General features: G+C 50.6%; 14 protein-coding genes and 1 riboswitch. Of the genes, 10 read left to right on the top strand and 4 right to left on the bottom strand.

The features are described 5' to 3' along the window. Nucleotides 1-361: 361 nt before the first annotated feature. Together BLT35_RS18345 and BLT35_RS18340 are read left to right on the top strand one after the other, a co-directional pair. A complete protein-coding gene (locus BLT35_RS18345; protein WP_074729312.1) occupies nt 362-1,552 on the top strand; it encodes an NAD(P)/FAD-dependent oxidoreductase in 1,191 nt (396 codons plus the stop codon). A 3-nt stretch (nt 1,553-1,555) separates the two neighbouring features. Beyond that, entirely contained in the window at nt 1,556-1,831 is a 276-nt protein-coding gene (locus BLT35_RS18340) for a hypothetical protein (RefSeq protein WP_054819382.1), read from the top strand. An 85-nt stretch (nt 1,832-1,916) separates the two neighbouring features. Here the strand turns inward: BLT35_RS18340 and hemQ are convergent, their stop codons facing one another. Beyond that, nucleotides 1,917-2,663: a hydrogen peroxide-dependent heme synthase gene (gene hemQ, locus BLT35_RS18335; protein WP_054819383.1), complete on the bottom strand. Its 747-nt coding sequence runs from the start codon at nt 2,661-2,663 to the stop codon at nt 1,917-1,919. Nucleotides 2,664-2,847: 184 nt separating this feature from the next. Between hemQ and BLT35_RS18330 the strand changes: the two genes are divergently transcribed. The 3 genes from BLT35_RS18330 to dnaI all read left to right on the top strand — a co-directional run bounded on the left by BLT35_RS18330 (nt 2,848) and on the right by dnaI (nt 6,055). Continuing rightward, complete coding sequence (locus BLT35_RS18330; protein ID WP_082660832.1) at nt 2,848-3,177, top strand: YuiB family protein; 330 nt, start codon at nt 2,848-2,850, stop codon at nt 3,175-3,177. A 372-nt stretch (nt 3,178-3,549) separates the two neighbouring features. Further along, a complete protein-coding gene (locus tag BLT35_RS18325; protein ID WP_074729310.1) occupies nt 3,550-5,055 on the top strand; it encodes a replication initiation and membrane attachment family protein in 1,506 nt (501 codons plus the stop codon). A gap of 46 nt (nt 5,056-5,101) precedes the next feature. Then, entirely contained in the window at nt 5,102-6,055 is a 954-nt protein-coding gene (gene dnaI, locus BLT35_RS18320; protein WP_062409403.1) for a primosomal protein DnaI, read from the top strand. 98 nt (nt 6,056-6,153) lie between these two features. Here the strand turns inward: dnaI and BLT35_RS26545 are convergent, their stop codons facing one another. Further along, nucleotides 6,154-6,300: a YqzM family protein gene (locus BLT35_RS26545; protein WP_137670599.1), complete on the bottom strand. Its 147-nt coding sequence runs from the start codon at nt 6,298-6,300 to the stop codon at nt 6,154-6,156. Nucleotides 6,301-6,483: 183 nt separating this feature from the next. Here BLT35_RS26545 and trxA point away from each other — a divergent pair, with 183 nt between their 5' ends. Both trxA and uvrC read left to right on the top strand, forming a co-directional pair. Next, nucleotides 6,484-6,801, top strand: a complete 318-nt coding sequence (gene trxA, locus BLT35_RS18315; RefSeq protein ID WP_054819385.1) for a thioredoxin — start codon at nt 6,484-6,486, stop codon at nt 6,799-6,801. Between the two features lie 88 nt (nt 6,802-6,889). Then, nucleotides 6,890-8,881 (top strand): excinuclease ABC subunit UvrC, encoded by a 1,992-nt coding sequence (gene uvrC, locus BLT35_RS18310; protein WP_074729308.1) that lies wholly within the window; start codon nt 6,890-6,892, stop codon nt 8,879-8,881. Here the strand turns inward: uvrC and BLT35_RS18305 are convergent. Then, nucleotides 8,793-10,475 carry a CPBP family intramembrane glutamic endopeptidase gene (locus BLT35_RS18305; protein ID WP_074729305.1) on the bottom strand — a complete coding sequence of 561 codons (1,683 nt, stop codon included), beginning with the start codon at nt 10,473-10,475 and terminating at the stop codon, nt 8,793-8,795. The two genes, uvrC and BLT35_RS18305, sit on opposite strands and share 89 nt — an antisense overlap. Nucleotides 10,476-10,703: 228 nt before the next feature. After that, a riboswitch (cyclic di-AMP (ydaO/yuaA leader) is annotated at nt 10,704-10,842 on the top strand. Between the two features lie 64 nt (nt 10,843-10,906). Here BLT35_RS18305 and BLT35_RS18300 point away from each other — a divergent pair. The 3 genes from BLT35_RS18300 (at nt 10,907) to BLT35_RS18290 (ending at nt 14,340) form a co-directional block, all read left to right on the top strand. Continuing rightward, entirely contained in the window at nt 10,907-12,259 is a 1,353-nt protein-coding gene (locus tag BLT35_RS18300) for a TrkH family potassium uptake protein (protein WP_074729303.1), read from the top strand. Between the two features lie 13 nt (nt 12,260-12,272). Beyond that, nucleotides 12,273-12,935, top strand: coding sequence for a potassium channel family protein (locus tag BLT35_RS18295; RefSeq protein ID WP_062409399.1), 663 nt, complete (start codon nt 12,273-12,275; stop codon nt 12,933-12,935). 73 nt (nt 12,936-13,008) lie between these two features. Continuing rightward, nucleotides 13,009-14,340, top strand: a complete 1,332-nt coding sequence (locus BLT35_RS18290; protein ID WP_054819391.1) for a TrkH family potassium uptake protein — start codon at nt 13,009-13,011, stop codon at nt 14,338-14,340. Nucleotides 14,341-14,376: 36 nt separating this feature from the next. Here the strand turns inward: BLT35_RS18290 and BLT35_RS18285 are convergent, their stop codons facing one another. Continuing rightward, the gene (locus tag BLT35_RS18285) at nt 14,377-15,285 is read right to left on the bottom strand and encodes a LysR family transcriptional regulator (RefSeq protein WP_054819386.1); all 909 of its coding nucleotides are present in this window, start codon (nt 15,283-15,285) and stop codon (nt 14,377-14,379) included. Nucleotides 15,286-15,521 lie beyond the last annotated feature (236 nt).

Genomic DNA, 15,521 nt, shown 5'->3' with positions numbered 1-15,521 from the left:
TACGTCCAGTAGTATGAAAATAAAAAATCCCCTTTTCAATGAGTGATTTAATTGATTAGCCCGATAAAGTTTTTGTATAGCTTTCGACATTTTTTGCGTGTCTTACTGGCGTATGCCCCATTATTCTGCTGATTTTCCTACTATTTTATCCAAAATAGGGCTTGCTATTTAAGTCATAAAATTATATTATTTTTGTGAATTGGTTAAAACTGTTGTACCACGTATGCTTTAAACGTTCATACTTTCATTTTCCGACGGAAAAAGTAAAGATGGAAGCTATTTTTGGTATAACTTGTGTATTTTTTCACAAGCGCTATGATAGACATATACAACGCAAATGCGGGATGGAAGGGATAAAGCCATGAGTCGAATTCCGAGAATAGTCATTTTAGGCGCAGGGTATGGAGGCATTGTAACGGCTATTCGCTTACAAAAAGAGTTGAATTATAATGAGGCGGATGTCACATTGGTAAACAAGCATGATTACCATTACATCACAACTCATCTGCACATGCCGGCCGCAGGGACGGACAATCCCGAGAATGCAAGAGTGAATATTTTGAAGCTCATCGACGAGTTTAAAATTGACTTTGTGAAATCCACGGTCGTTCAGATTCGTCCGCAGGAGAAGAAGGTCATTCTTGAAGAAGGAACGCTCTCGTACGACTATTTGGTCATCGGTCTAGGCGGCGAACCGGAAACGTTCGGGATTCCGGGTTTGAAGGAATATGCAATGAACATTCGCTCGATCAACAGCGTGCGCCTCATTCGCGAGCATATCGAATACCAGTTCGCCAAGTTCAAGCGTGAACCTTCCCGTACCGATTACTTGACTTTTGTCGTCGGCGGAGCAGGGTTTACGGGGATCGAATTTGTCGGCGAGCTGGCTGACCGCATACCTCAGCTGTGCAAGGAATTCGACGTGGATCCTTCCCTTGTTAAAATTTATAACGTTGAAGCGGCGCCGACCGCACTGCCGGGCTTTGATCCGGAGCTGGTCGAGTACGCGATGGAAGTTCTGCAGAAAAAAGGTGTGACGTTCAAAATCGCTACAGCGATCAAAGAGTGCACGCCGGAAGGCGTCGTGCTGGCAACGGGCGAGGAAATCAAGTCCTCCACGGTCATTTGGACCGGCGGTATCCGCGGTAATCACCTGCTGGATGAAGCTGGTTTCGAAACGATGCGCGGCCGCATTAAAGTGGATGAGACGCTGCGTGCGCCAGGCTATGACCATGTGTACGTCCTGGGCGATTGCTCCATTGTAATGAATCCAGAAGGCCGTCCGTATCCGCCAACGGCGCAAATTTCGATGCAACAGGCCGAAGTGTGCGCAAGCAATCTGGTTGCTCAAATCCGCGGCTCCGAGCTGAAGAAATTTGAATACAAACCTAAAGGTACAGTGGCGTCCCTCGGCCGCGGCGAAGCGATCGGGATTGTCGGTTCAAAGAAAATTAAAGGCGGAATCGCCGCCATCATGAAGAAAATCATCGATTTGCGTTACCTGTACATCATCGGCGGAATTTCGCTGGTCATTAGGAAAGGAAAGTTTTAAATCGTGAGACACTGCAGCGTTCAAGTTCGGGGACTTCTGACGCGGGATGAGCTTGACCGGTACAATGCGCTGATGGACGTCGGCCATTATTTGGAATCGCAAGAGCGCTACGATCTGGTTCATACGGTACAGAAGGAAATCGATATTTTGATTCTTCCCGCCATCGAGCGGCTGAAAGAGAAGTCGCGGCAGCGCGACCGGGATACGGAAGAATACCTTCGCCGTAAAGAGCTTGAAAAAGAACTGGCGCGTTTGACAGCGGACGATGATGAAGATTGACCAATATAACCTTATCGCAGCCCGGTATGAGTTAGGAACCGTGCGCGATAAGGTTTTTTGTCGGCTGTATTCAGGAATGCCGGGCCTATAGCTTCAGCATCGCTTCCATTTTGTCTTTATCCAGCAGATTTCCGACATAAAATTCGCCGAACTCGCCGAAGCGTGCGCTCGTTTCGTCAAAACGCATTTCATAGACGATCTTCTTGAATTGAAGCGCGTCATCCGCAAACAGGGTAACTCCCCATTCCCAATCGTCCAAACCGATGGAGCCGCAGATAATTTGCTTGATTTTGCCTGCATAATTACGGCCGATCATGCCATGGTTCCGCATAAAGTTGCGGCGCTCTTCGGTAGACAGCATGTACCAGTTGTCATTGCCTTCACGGCGCTTGTTCATCGGGTAGAAGCAGATATGTTTTGCTTTTGGAAGGATCGGTTTCAAACGGGCGAGAATTTCGGGATCCTGCATCGGGTCCGATCCGGGTTTGGCCATGTAGCCGCCAAGTTCTACAATTGAAACATAGGAATAGGTCGGTATTGTAACTTGAGCGAATAACGTTTTGTTAAACGCGGTTTCAAGCTCGTTCAGCTCTTCGAGCGTTTCGCGCAGGTGCATGAACACAAAATCGGCTTTTTGTCCGACGATGGAGTAAAAAGCGGTGCTTCCCTGCTTTTGGTCTTCCGTATTCTGGTACTGGCGCAGCAAGGTGTACAGCTCATCCTCTGCGCGGGCTCTCTCCTGGTCCGTCAGGCTCTTCCAGGCATTCCAGTCGATGGCGCGGAAATCGTGCAGGCAGTACCAGCCTTCCAATGTAGAAACGGCTTCACTCATGATATACAACTCCTTTATATTGGAACATTTATGATATAATTTTGAGGTTGCTTGTTTCATTGTAACGAAATCGGTAATAAAGGGCAAATGACAGACCGTGACAAAACAGCGAACGATTTGTGTCCAAATTCTCTGTTCAGTCACCGTTCACTTTACCGGGCACTCCTGTTTATTATAAAATAGAATGGAAAAGCCTGCGTTGTGTGCGAAAAGAAAGGGGTTGTCCGGATTGCTTCAATTAATTATCGTTACGATGCTGTTGTTCGTGCTTTTCTTCGGACTCGGTTTTATACTAAACATGCTGATGAAAACGACATGGTTTCCCATTTACGGATATATCGTACTGGTCATCGGGTTGGTCATTTATTGGGAATGGGGTACCGGTTCGCTTGGCGCGAACCTTGCAGAGTACTCGATTGTCGATTATATACCTGCGATCGGCGGATTAGCCGGCGCCATCGTCAGCGGCTCCACGATCAAATCTCTTCGGCAAAAAGGCTACAAAATGTTTTAAACTCCTTGATGCTTCTGATATTTTGTCGCTTTGATTTTCCTGCTTATCCCCCCTCAAGGCCCTGCCATTTTGGCGGGGCTTACGTTTTTTAAGGTGGTTTGGTGTGAAGCGGAGAGCCGTGTAACTGCCGGAGAGTTTACGTGCCGCCTTTGAAATCGGGTTCTAACTGCTACGTAAGTTAATAATAAGAAGAACCTGATTTCAAGAGCGGCCGGAGGCAGGTAACACGAGCTCGCAGCGGAACGCCGGCAGCCACCCTGGCACTTCAGCCACGCCATCCAGAGCAGAGCCTTCTTTTTCATCTACACATGTTGTCGATTCCTGTGGTAAAATGGAGAGTAAGACTCGCAACACGGATGGAGCTTTGAACGAATGCGAATAACGAATTTGCTGCATTTTTCCGAATACCACCGTTTCTATGTCGTACGGGATTTCGCGCTGAGCAGCCTGGATTACAAGATGCTGACCGCCGTCTACCAGCCTATGGTCGGGGCGTATGCCCTGAGCATATACCATACGCTGTTTCAGCAGCTGCCGGCCGACAAAACAGGCTGCTCCGAGGTGGAGCAGCAGCGCAAGCTGTTCTTGGCGCTGGAGCTGGAGGCGGGAGAGCGGGGCAGAAAGCTCTTTATTGAACAGACCTCGCGTCTCGAGGCGGTAGGGCTTCTGAAGACCTCCCGCCGGTTTGCGGCGGCTTCGGAGGACTATGTATATGAATATACGCTGTATGCGCCCCATACGCCGGCGGAATTTTTCCGCAACCAGCATTTGACGCTGCTGCTGCGGGATAAGGTCGGCAAGTATGCGGTCTTTGCGCTTCGGGACGAGCTGGTGCGGCCGGAGCCTGACGAACTGAAGAATGCCAATACGGAGAATTTATCCGTGCCCTTCTACGAGCTGTTCCGGCTCAACACACAGGTGGTCGATTATGAGCTGGAGCAGGCTTTCTTCGAATCCGCCGCGTCTGAACCTGCGGAAGGGAAGCCGGAAGTCACGTACAAGGGCTATCAATATGCCGACATCATCATGCATTTCCCGCGCGAATCCATAAACCGGGAGTACGTGGAGAGGCTCAAATACGAAACAGAGCAAATGGCAACCATTAATTTTGTGGCCAAAAAGTATAATTTACACCTGACGGACGTCTGCCGCTTACTGGATGAGGATGGCGTGTTTGATGAAGAGGGCCGGGTGGTGCTGGAACTGCTTCAGCATAAAGCGAATCAGATCTTCCGGGCGGATAAGAAACGAAGCGACGACCGTACCCGTTTGCTGGCCAAATTGACCGACAGGCAGGGTGAATTGAACCGCGGCGGCGAAGGCCCGGAATCGGGGGACAACATCGTCGAAATGGAATATTATCTGGACGTGCCCGATATTTTTCAAGGCGAATGCAACCAGCATCAGTATAATTACATTTTGCGTAATGAGCCCTATACGTTCCTGCTGGAAAAAATTTTTTCGAAGGGTTCGGTACCGGACGGTTTGCTCGATACGCTGGCAAAGGTCGATTTGAATTACGGCTTGCGTGAAGAAGTCATCAATGTGCTCATTCATTATATCTATGTAAATAAACGATCCTGGTCAAGGGCATCCATTGAATTCAGCGTGACGGATATGCTGGGGAAACAGGTGAACTCGTTCGAACAAGCGGTGCAATACATACGCGAGCAGATGAAATATACGGACAAGAAAGCGTCTCGCGATGCGCAAAGCCCAAGAGGCAGGGGCGCTGCAGCGGCAAGGGGAAGCCGGGCAGGAGGGCGCCAGAAGCCGGTTATCCCGATCGTCAAGGATGCGCCTAACGTCAAACGGTTAACGGAAGCTGAACGTGAGACGCTCCGCAGAAAAGCTCAGCAGCTGGACGGACAGCGGTAGGCTTTAGTCCGGTCAATGAATCGGAAACCATGGGGAGGTGAAGCCGGTGGAATCGTTAGGAGAGTTGCTGCGCGGCATGCAGGGACGACAGTTGTTAAAACAGGCGGATGAAAAGTTACAGCAGGTGGCAAAGGACCCGCTCATCGTGAAGCTGAGACAAAAATATCCGGAGCTTGATCTTCAGACGATGAAGCTGAATTTAAATAAGCTGCACCAATATGTGACGGAATATAACAACTGTTCCAATTGTCCGGGCCTGGACCGCTGTCCGAACGATTTTGAAGGTCATTACTCAATACTGACGGTGGAGGCGGCGGAAGATCGGATCCGCATCCACGATCAGAAGGTGGCCTGCAAAAAGTTTATCGCAAGGTCAACGCAAGAGGCGGTACGCAGCCGCATTCGCAGCTTCTATGTAGATGAGCGGGCGCTGTCGGAAGGTTATTCGTCATTGGAGATTCTGGGCAAGGACCCCGATCGTGAAGAAGCTGTCGGGCAGGTGATGGATTATATTTTCCAGGTGCGGGAAAACGGGCTGCAACCGAAGGGGCTTTACCTGGCAGGGGCGTTCGGAACAGGAAAAACCTTCTTAATGTGTTACCTGCTTTATGAGCTGGCCAAAGACGGATATACGGGAGCCATTGTGTACATGCCGGATTTTGCCGAGGATTTGAAGTCGATGTTCCAGGAACCGCTGAAGCTGAAGGAAACGATTGATGTGCTCAAGGAAACGGATCTGCTGGTATTTGACGACATCGGCGCGGAGAACCTGAATCCGTGGCTGCGCGACCATGTGATGGGAGCGATTCTCAATTACCGGATGAACCGCAAGCCGACGTTCTTTACCTCTAATCTGGATTTAACCTCGTTGGAGAAGCATTTCAGCTTCACCAGTAAGGATGGAGACGAGGAGTACAAAGGGCAGAGAATCATGGATCGCATCCGGCATTTTGTCGACGTGGTCATGGTGAATGGAACGAATAAACGGGGCTTGCAATAAGCGGCCGCTTATAAAAAAGGTAAAAAAGCCCTTCTCGCGTCATGCAGACGTCGAGAAGGGCTTTTGGCTTTGGGAAAACTAACTTGTCTAATGAGAAATTACTTCACCAAAACGGAGACAACGGTAGCCACTACCGCGATTCCGATAAGAACGATAAAGAATACGCCAAAGCCCATGGCCGTATCCATCAAATCGTCGCGTCCTTCTTCGTATACGTGCAGCTCCGGATGTTTCGGATCGTTCATGTCCCTTTCCTCCTTCGGCAATTAGCCGGGGTGCATATATAAAGACAGTATACCCAACTTTCGAAGGAATTGTAAAGAACGTGAAAGTGACAATTATGCAAACTTTAGCGCGGTTGAAAAAGGGCCGTGATGTGGTATACTTTACATGTTGGCATACCAAACCGAAAGGAGAATATATAAAATATGGCAATCGTAAATGTTACTGACCAATCCTTTACTAATGAAGTAGAAGGATCCGGTACGGTTCTAGTAGACTTCTGGGCTCCTTGGTGCGGTCCTTGCAAAATGATCGCTCCTGTACTTGAGGAGCTGGATAAAGAAATCGGCGACAGTGTAAAAATCGCCAAGGTGAACGTGGATGACAATCCGGAGTCCGCTTCCCGTTTTGGCGTTATGAGTATTCCTACGCTGATTGTGTTCAAGGACGGACAGCCGGTGGACAAGGTTGTCGGCTTCCAGTCCAAGGATGCCCTGAAAAACGTACTGAGCCGCTATCAATAAATTGGCAGCAGGCGAGTAAGGTGACGAAAAAGCTCTTTTTCTGCTATGCTGGAAAAAGAGCTTTTTGTTATGGAAAGGAGGAGCGCAGATGACCGAGCACGAAGGGGGAGCCCATCACCTACAGGAACGGAAGAAGACGCTGGAAGCCATCAAAAACAAGCTGTCGCTCGTACCGGAGCAGCCCGGCTGTTATTTGATGAAAAACCGGGAGGGCACCGTCATTTATGTCGGCAAAGCAAAAGTGCTGCGCAACCGGCTGCGATCCTATTTTACCGGCAGTCATACCGTGAAGACGCAGTTGATGGTCAATGAGGTCGTCGACTTCGAATACATTGTTACGGCCAGCAATGTGGAGGCGCTCATTCTTGAGGCCAACCTGATTAAAACGTATTTTCCGCGATATAACGTTCTGCTTAAGGACGACAAATCGTTTCCATATATTAAAATTACGAATGAAAAGCATCCGCGGCTTGAGGTGACCCGCCGGGTACTGAAGGATAAAGCCAAATATTTCGGACCCTACCCGAACGCCTTTGCGGCACAGGAGACGAAGAAGCTGCTGGACCGGTTGTACCCGCTGCGCAAATGCAAGACGCTTCCGGACCGGGTATGCTTGTATTACCATCTTGGCCAATGTATCGCCCCCTGCGAATATGAGGTGGAGCAGGATACGTATGACAAGATGGTCCAAGAGATCAGCCGTTTCTTAAACGGCGGACATCATGCCATCAAGGCGGAGCTGACTCGTAAAATGAACGAAGCGGCAGAGGAGCTGAACTTCGAGCGGGCAAAGGAACTCCGTGATCATATTCTGCAAATCGATGCCGTGATGGAAAAGCAGAAAATTACGACAACGGATACCGTGGACCGGGACATATTCGGGTTTGCCGTAGACAAAGGCTGGATGTGTGTGCAAATCCTGTACATGCGCCAAGGCAAGCTGATCGAACGCCACGCCTCTCTCTTTCCATATTATGGCGAGGCGGATGAAGACTTCCTCACTTTCGTGACGCAGTACTACAGCGAGAATCCGGCGCTGCCGAAGGAAGTCTTCCTGCCGGCGTGGGGAGCGGGGCAGAAGCAGGAAGAAGCAGGCGATCCTGCCGGGAAAGCGGAGCATAAGGCCGGCTTCTCCGATGCTGAATCGGAAGAACATGAAGTGGCGGCCAAAGTCGAAATCAAGGAGGCGCTTGAAAGCTGGCTGAAGGTAAAGGTGCATATTCCGCGCCGGGGCCTGAAGAAGAATATGGTGGATATGGCTTGCGAGAATGCCCGGGTTGCGCTTGAAGAAAAATTCCGTTTGATTGAACGGGATGAGGAGCGTACGGTCAAGGCGGTGGAGAACCTAGGCCGCTATTTGGGCACGGGCGTCGTACGGCGCATCGAGGCGTTCGATAACTCCAACATTCAAGGCTCGGACCCCGTATCGGCGATGGTTGTATTTACGGACGGCAAGCCGGACCGTAAGGAATACCGCAAGTACAAAATACGCACGGTAAAGGGACCGGACGACTATGAAACGATGCGCGAGGTAGTAAGGCGCCGCTATGAACGGGTGCTGAAGGAAGGTCTGCCGCTGCCGGATCTCGTTGTCATTGACGGCGGAAAGGGGCATATCGCTGCTGCGGTGGACGTGCTTGAGAACGAGCTCGGACTCTTTATACCCGTTTGCGGTTTGGTAAAAGACGCCAAGCACAAAACCGCGCAGCTGCTTATGGGCGATCCGGCCGAGGTTGTGCCCCTGCCGCGCGACAGCCAGGAATTTTATTTGCTTCAGCGCATCCAGGACGAAGTGCACCGATTCGCGATCACCTTCCACAGGGAAACGAGGGCCAAGTCGATGGTCGTTTCCCAGCTGGATGCCGTGCCCGGCGTTGGGGAGAAACGGCGGAAAGCGCTGCTGAGGCATTTCGGTTCCCTGAAAAAAATAAAAGAGGCCAAGCCTGAAGACTTTAAGCCTCTTGGTATCGGTCCAAAGCTGGCGGAGCAAATCATAACGGCGTTAAACGGCCGGAGCCAGGGTGCGGATTCGGATCCGGCGAAGGATTCGGCGGGGGAAACGACGGGGGCCGTCGATTGAATCCGGCGTGCAGCAGAGACAGCACCCGGCCGATAGCCAATGGCGCCGCCAAATAAGCCGCGCCGATAGCGACCTGTTCGGGCTCTCCGACGAACATGATCGAGAGCCCCATCAGGATGCTGTTCATGGACGCATGGGTGAACAGAGCGGTAAGCAAGCCATATTTCAAGAATACATAACCGAATATCAATCCGATGACCGTCACCTCGACCAATCGGGTGTACACCGGGTAAATAGGGTATTGGGTATGGCTCATCGCCCAGATGACGCTCGGCAGCAGTACGGCCAGGAAACGGCTGCGTGTCAGCTTCAGCATGAGGGCGATGCCCAACAGCCGGTACACCGCCTCTTCGGAGATGGAGGCCACCCAGGCCATCAACGGAAATATACCGGGATAGGTCATGTTGTATACGGAGTCGGCCGGGTCGCTGACCGTCCATACGCCGAACACTTCGGTACCGATAAAAAACATGGTTTGCTGCAGGCCCAAAATGAACAAGCAAATGAAATAACCTCGTACCGCCGCTTTCCATACCTCGCCTCCGAATACAGAGTCCCGCCAGACCGGCCAGGGATTCCATCCGCGGTCGAGCCAGAGCCGCCGCCCCGCACTCAAGGCCAAATACGTCGAAAGGGCCATCAGTCCGACAACAATATTGGTGAACCATAAGTAAAACAGGGCTACTGGCCAGGAAGGTCCGCTTCCGTGCATCGTTCGGAACGCAGGGATCATATTAAAATTGTTGACGATATAAATCGCCACGAAGAAAAACGTGAGCAGCGCACCGCGCGCATAGCGGATGTCACGCCGCCGCCGCACAACTAGGATCAGCGCCGCGAGTGTCATCACAAGCGAGATTCCGATACTGATCCGCGTCATTAAAGCGGAACGGCGATCCTGCGCTTCCTGCCAGGCCATGAATGCATCCGGAACCGGAAATACCGGCTCAAACGCAGTGACCCGGCTGCCGGACACTTTCAGGTGAAGCTCCAGCGGGGCTTTGCCTATTCGCTCCGTCTTGCTGCGGAAGATGAGACTTCCGTTCCCGGCCCGCCCGGATTCGCCCGTCAATGCAAATTCCGCGGGGTCATAGCCCATCTCCCGAATGGCGGTATTCGCCGTCTTCAGGAGGCCGGCATCCGGAGAGCTTACGGATTCGCTTCTGGCGGTTGCGGTCCGGCTCATCGAGAATCCGAATATGGCCAAGGTTTTATAATTCACCGCCACATAGTACGTTACGCCCTTTTCGATGTCGTTAATCTCCACCTCAAAATATTCGAGGGGAAATCGTCCTTCATATTTTTTCTTGTATTGATCGTACAGCTGCTCCTTTAGCAAATACCCGTTTCTTACCGGGTAAGATTGGTACAAGGTATGGGCTTGTGCGCCTGGTCCTATCGCAAAGCGGTTGCGGACAAAGCTCATCGCAGCATTCGCCGCTTGCTGCTTCGTAACGACGGGAAGGTCTTCGGCATCGTCTTTAGGGAGGCGAGTCTTGTCCAAATAGGCGGAGGCAAACGTAACGCCCAGGTACAGCATCAGGCCAAGGACGGCCAGAAGCAGCAGTGGAGGTTCGAATCGTCGTTTCGGCATGAAATGCTCCTTAGCAGATATGGGATAATAACAGTCTATTCTTTTAAGGTAGCATACATTCCATAAGCAAATCCAATGATAACAAGAGCTACGCGAGGCAATATTCAGCAAAGCGAAGCGCCACACCTATAAAAACGCTTACATATGTCGTAATTTTGCGAAATCCGGTGCATTCAGGTGAAACAAGGCTTTGTACTTCAATGAAAAGAGGATTATAATTCATATCAATTGAATAGCGAGCCGAATTTCTAAAGGAAAACGGGGGAACCATGAGTTTAGGGGTGAATTCAGCGGATACAATCCGCTGATAGGGTGCCTGTACATCCGAATCCGACAGCTAACCTCGTAGGCTTGAATTACAGGAACCTTAAATTGACATTGGGTTTCCAGTGTCTTTTTTGTTGCCTGAAACGTCAAATAGGGGTGCATTCATGAAAACCATTGCCAGGAAAGTCGAGCTCACGCCTCCGCAAATTTTGGTCATCGGTTTTGCTGTTATGATCTTGATCGGCTCCATGCTGTTGTCGCTTCCCGCGGCCTCGGCCAGCGGTGTACCGATGCGTTTCCTGGATGCTTTATTCACGGCGACATCGGCAGCCTGTGTAACCGGACTTGTCGTTGTGGATACGGGCACTTATTTTACCCTGTTCGGCCAGATGGTTATCATGCTATTGATCCAGGTCGGCGGGCTCGGGTTTATGACCATGGCTACCTTATTCGCATTTGCCCTGAAAAAGCGCATCTCACTTAAAGAAAAGCTTATTTTGCAAGAAGCACTGAACCAGAACAGTCTTGAAGGCATTGTGCGGTTAATCCGTAAGGTGATGATTTATTCGCTCACGATTGAGTTTACGGCTGCCGTTATTTTCGCTGTTCGATGGTCGGTTGATTTGGGTCCCGGCAAAGCGGCTTATTATGGTATTTTTCATGCCGTCTCCTTCTTCAACAATGCCGGTTTCGATATTTTCGGGCCGGTAACGGGAAAATTCAGCAGCTTGACGGCTTATGCAGCTGATCCGGTGATCAACGCGGTTTCGATGGGACTCATCATTTTGGGTGGAATCGGTTTCGTCGTTCTGTCGGACCTCATGGATTATAGAAGGAACCAAAAGCTGACGCTTCATACCAAAGTGGTGCTAAGCGCTACCGGTTTTTTGATCGGAATCGGGGCGTTGATTATATTTATCTTCGAATTTACGAATTCCAGAACGCTTGGATCGCTCGACTGGTCCGGCAAAATACTCGCCTCACTGTTTCAATCCGTTACACCGCGGACAGCTGGAGCCAATACGCTTGATATTGCCGGGCTTAGGCAGGCGACGCAGTTTTTTATCATCATTCTGATGTTCATCGGTGCTTCTCCCGGCTCTACAGGCGGAGGGATCAAAACGACGACCTTTACCACGCTGGTTGGCGCGATGATCGCGATGGTCCGCGGGAAGGAAGACATTGTACTCTTCCGTCACCGGTTAGGCAAAGAAAGGATTCTGAAGGCCGTTACGATTACGATGGTCGCTTTGGCGCTGGTCGTCACGATCACGATGATTCTTTCTACAACGGAGGATCATGCGTTCCTGATGATTTTGTTTGAAGTGACATCGGCCTTTGGCACGGTTGGCTTGTCGATGGGGTTAACACCGGATTTGTCGGATCTCGGCAAGATCCTTATCGCGTTTACTATGTTTACCGGACGTCTGGGTCCGCTGACATTGGCTTATGCACTGGGTCCGAAGGCGGAGAAGGAATTGTACAGATATCCGGAAGGCAAAATTACGATTGGTTAGGGGAAACGAATGGATGAAAAACACTCAATACGCAGTCATTGGATTAGGACGATTCGGTTCAAGTCTTGCCGAGGAGCTTCTGAAACTGGGCTATGAGGTGCTTGGCATCGATGTGGACGAAGAAGCGGTGGAGGAGATGAGCGACAAGCTGACGCACGTGGTGGTAGCGGACTCGACGGAAGAAGAGGTGATCCGATCGCTGGGCATCCGGAATTTCGATTGCGTGGTGGTGGCGATCGGCAACGATATTCAAGCGAGCATTCTTACTGCGATTCTATTAAAGGACATTGGGGTCAAAACGGTCGTAGCCAAAGCGCTGTCCGAGCTTCACGGCAAAGTGCTGAACAAAATCGGGGTTGACCGGGTCATTTATCCCGAACGGGATATGGGGATACGCGTAGCGCATCAACTCGTTTCTCCCAATTTGCTTGATTATATTGAACTGTCCAATGACTACACCATTGCGGAGCTGGCCGTACCCAAAAGGCTTGCCGGACGGACGCTGAAGGAGCTTGATCCCAGGGCGCGTTACGGATGCAGTGTCGTGGCGATCAATAGAAAGAACGGTGTCATCATTGCGCCTACAGCGGAAGATACTTTCGAAGAGCGCGACGTTATGGTCGTGATTGGAACAAACGAACAGATCGAAACATTCGAGAATGAAGTCATCCGCTAGCAGGCGGACGGAGCAGATTTGATGCTCCCGGGAGACGGAAAGGACGTGCCAAGGCTTGAAACCTGGATTGATTATGAGGCTGTCACCGCCGCAAATTTTGGTATATGGCTTCACTTTGATTATTATGATTGGCGCAGTCTTGCTTTCACTGCCGATTGCAACGGTCAGCGGGGAGTCCATGCCCTTCCTGGACGCTTTATTTACAGCTACTTCAGCGACATGCGTAACGGGACTCGTGCTGGTGGATACAGGCACGTATTTTTCCGCGTTCGGGCAGCTTGTCCTTATCCTGCTGATTCAGATTGGCGGACTCGGCTTCATGACGATGGCCGCTTTGATCGCTCTTGTGTTCAAGCGGAAGATTTCGCTCAAAGAACGTCTGGTGCTGCAGACGGCAATGAATCAGGGCAGCATGGAAGGGATCGTCCGGTTAATACGCAAGGTTCTTTTATATTCTTTAACGATTGAGTTTGCAGCGGCGGTGATTTTTTCGGTCCGTTGGTCGTTCGAGATGGAACCCGGCCAGGCGATTTATTACGGCATTTTCCATGCCATTTCATTCTTTAATAATGCAGGTTTCGATTTATTCGGCGCGATCCATAAGCCATTCGGCAGCATGTCTCATCTGGCTTACGATTGGATTGTCAATTTGGTGGCGATCATTCTGATCGTGCTTGGCGGAATCGGCTTTATTGTCATTGCGGATCTGCTGGAATATCATAAAACCCGAAAGCTCTCGCTTCACTCAAAAGTCGTACTGAGCACTACAGGGGCACTCACCGTTATCGGCTTTGTGATTCTGCTGATCTTTGAATTTACGAATCACAAAACGTTCGGAGCATTAAACGGTTCCGGTAAACTGCTGGCTTCGCTGCTGCATTCCGTGACCCCCCGTTCCGCAGGGGTTACCACGGTGGACGTCTCCCAGATGAGACAAGCTTCGCAATTTTTTCTCATTATTCTTATGTTTATCGGCGCTTCTCCAGGTTCGGCGGGCGGCGGAATCAAAACGACGACCTTCGCCATCCTGGTCGGGGCGCTGGTTGCGATGGTTCGGGGAAAGGAAGACATTGTCATGTTTCGCTACCGGCTCGGAAAGGACCGGATTCTCAAAGCGATCACACTGACCATGTTCGCGATCTTTATGGTCGTTTTCATAACGATGCTGCTCTCTACGACGGAGGATCACGCCTTTTTGGTTATCCTGTTCGAAGTGACCTCCGCTTTCGGCACCGTGGGATTAAGCATGGGCCTAACCCCCCAGCTCACCGAATTCGGTAAAGTCGTTATCGCTCTGACGATGTTCACCGGGCGGCTTGGACCGATGACTTTGGCCTACGCGCTCGGAAAGAAAACGGATAAGGAGCTGTACCGTTACCCTGAAGGTAAAATCACCATCGGCTGAGGCGCTTGGCTCAAGGGGCAAGTGAACCCCAAAAGGCTAAACGCCCACCGTCCTGGCCTGTTGATAATGACGCACCGCCTGATCAATGAAAAGACCGATGGAAGTCTGGAGAACGGCATCATCTGTATACAGCAGAGAGGTCGTTCTTTTGGTTTGCTTCAGCTCCGGTATATAACGTACGGTCAATTGGTTGTCTTCCATTAAATTACGGCGGAGATAGGATTCGGGAAGCAAGGTGCCCGCATTACAGGTGGAAACCAGACGCGTGATGGCTTCGAACGAATCGATTTCCATCTTGACGTCGGGATGGACGGCATAGCGTTGGAAGATCTCGTCCATCAGGACACGGTACCAGGTGCCTCGCGAGAACAGGATCATCGGCAGCCCGTGAAGATCGTGAATCTTGAGCTCCGTCTTGCCGGTATAAGAATGACCGTCCGGCAAAACAAGGCACAGGTGGTCGTCGAACAAGGGAACACAGGTGAGGGACGGATCATCGATTTTGGAAGCGACGAGTCCGATGTCCACTTTTCTGTCTTTAACCAGCGGCACGATTTCATGGGTTTTGCCGGTGATCGCTTTAATATCGGTGTTCGGGTATTCCCTCATATACATCGTAATCAGGTCCGGAAGCGTAGACTGCAGCGTAGTCAAGCTTGCTCCAATGATCATGCTGGCAGGCTGCACACCCGTTTTGAAGGTTTGCAGCGTTTCATGCAGCTTGCGTTCCAGCCGCTGCTGATCGAGAGCATATTCATAGGTAATCTCACCGGCCCGGGTCAGCTCAAGACGCTTGCCTATGCGCTTGAACAGCTGGACACCGAGCTCCTCCTCCAGCCGCATGATTTTGCGCGATAAGGCAGGCTGTGAAATATTCAGCAGTTGAGAGGCTTTATTCAAGCTTTGCTGCTCGACGACGGCAGCGAAAACATCAATGAGTTCCATAATAAGAACCGTCTCCTTTTTACATATGCAGTATTGTTATAACGATATATAAAAAATCCGCACTTCCATTATAAGCGATTCAAGAGTAGTATGGTATATGTCACTTCCCGTTCACATTTTTCGGCGTATTCTGCATAAAAGCATGTCGATTCATGGAAAATAGTTGTAGCGTTTTCTGTTGACGCTCTAAGTATGCGGGAGTACAATGAAAGATGGTTTTGACGAAATAGTGACAA

It is taken from the genome of Paenibacillus naphthalenovorans (genome assembly GCF_900099895.1).
GTDB lineage: Bacteria > Bacillota > Bacilli > Paenibacillales > NBRC-103111 > Paenibacillus_G > Paenibacillus_G naphthalenovorans.
The sequence above is the reverse complement of the archived record's forward strand: the minus strand, read 5'-3'. Positions and strand labels throughout refer to the sequence as shown.